Origin of the sequence: Mycobacterium sp. UM_Kg27 (assembly GCF_000972905.1) — a bacterium.
In the GTDB taxonomy this organism is placed as follows: domain Bacteria; phylum Actinomycetota; class Actinomycetes; order Mycobacteriales; family Mycobacteriaceae; genus Mycobacterium.
This window is the reverse complement of the sequence record NZ_JRMM01000259.1, coordinates 1-1,813: the sequence shown is the minus strand read 5'-3', so window position 1 is coordinate 1,813 and position 1,813 is coordinate 1. Positions and strand designations below refer to the sequence as shown.

The 1,813-nt window shown below is 71.0% G+C and carries 1 protein-coding gene; it reads right to left on the bottom strand.

The genetic code is table 11. The features are described from left to right. Positions 1 to 1,796: acyltransferase domain-containing protein (locus LI94_RS21065; protein WP_239651295.1), on the bottom strand; the 1,796-nt coding region annotated here is incomplete at its 3' end. Between the last annotated feature and the right edge of the window lie 17 nt (positions 1,797 to 1,813).

The window sequence follows — 1,813 nt, the reverse complement described above, 5'->3', positions numbered from 1 at the left end:
TGTATAAGAGACAGGGCCAGGGCTGCGGCGTCGGCCGAGGCCTCCAGGTCGACCAGGGTGGCGCCCAGGTCCGGTTCATCGGCCAGCACCCGGGCGAGTTCGCCGGGGAACCGCCAGGTGCGGACCACGCCCTTGAACGCACCGACAGCCGGGTCGCCGGGCTCATCGCTGCCGAACGCCAGACCGCCCCGGCTGACCAGCCAAAGTCGCGGTTTGGTTGCCCCAGATACGCCGGACCAACCGTCGACCGCGGCGCGGGCCGTCGACGACGCTGTCCAGACGAGTTCGCGGGCGCGGGCCAATGCGGCGTCGGGGTCGGAGCTGTCGAACCCGACCCGGTCCAGGAAGACGACGATGCCGGCCGGCGGATGCGCCGGGTCGGCGCCGGCCTGCCGCACCGTGTCGATCAGGGCAGGGCCATCGGCGAACGGGCCGGTGAGCACCATGCGGTTCTGCGCGGACAGCCGTGCGGCGAACTGCGCGGCCACACCCTCGGGGTCGGTTTCGGTGAGCAGCAGCCAGCTGCCGGCGGCCGCACCGGTGCCCTCGGACGTCGGGGCGAGTTCCGTGGGCGTCCACTCGGTGACGAACAGCTTCTGGTCCAGCGGCACCCGCAGCGCGCGGGGATCCAGCGGCCGCAGCTCGACACCGGTGAGTTCAGCGATGGCGGTGCCGGTGTCATCGCTCAGAACGACCCGGCCGAGGGCCATCTTGTCTTCGGGACGGCTCACCTCGGTGTGGCAGCGCACCTGACGTCCGGCCGGTGCGAACACCCGCACCCCGGCCACCGCCACCGGCACGTAACCGCTGTGCTCCGCGTCATCGGCACCGATGCCCGCCGCCAGCTGCCGCAGCCCGGCATCGAGCAATGCCGGGTGCAGGCGGTAGGCGGGGTGAGTGGCCACGGTGTCGGGCAGGGTGAGCACACCGTGCTCGGTCCCCTCGTCAGGCTCCGAGGCCGCCTGATCCGCCGGCGCCGCTGCGATGTCTGCGACCGCATACCGGGTCCAGGCCCCGCCGGCCGTGCGGGCGTGGATCTCAACTCTGCTCTGGCCATCCGCCCCGCTGAACTGGGTGGTGACCTGCATTCCGCTGTGGAGTACCAGCGGCTGTTCGCTCTGCAGGCCGGTCACCGCGATCGACTCGGCGGGCTTGCCGAGGGCCTGGCTGCCTGCCGCCACCGCCATCTCGATCAGTGCCGCCACCGACCCAATGGCCTGACCGTGCGCCGGCTGCTCGGCCAGCCACGGCATGGCCTCGGCAAGAAGGCCGTTCTGCCAGAGGTGGTCGCCGGTGAGCTGCTCGACGTGTACGCCGAGCAGCGGGTGCACGTCCGGTGCCTGGCCGGCCCGTCCGGGCCCGGAGAGCCAATGCCGGCTGTGCTGCCAGGGGGTGGTGGGCAGTTCGGCGAATCCGCCGGCCCTGGCGCCCCCGGTGCCGCTGTGCTGCCCACCGAGTTCGGTGAGCGAAACGTGGAAGCTCAGCGTTTCGTCATCGCCCCGACGCAGGGTTGAGGCCACTGTCACTGGCGTGTCGGCGGCCTCGGCCGTCTCGATGATGGAGTGCGTCAACAGCGGGTGGGGGCTGATCTCGATGAATGTGTCGTGGTCCGCCGTTGCCACCGTCACGGCCTGGCTGACCAGCGCGGGCTTGCGCACATTGGCCACCCAGTAGTCGGCGTCCAGTCGCGGTGTGGGCCCCGCGGGATCCACCGCAGTCGAAATGAACGGGATCTGTGGTGTTTGGGGGGTGATGTCGGCCAGTTCGGCGCGCAGTTCATCAAGGATCGGATCCATGAACGCGGTATGCGAGG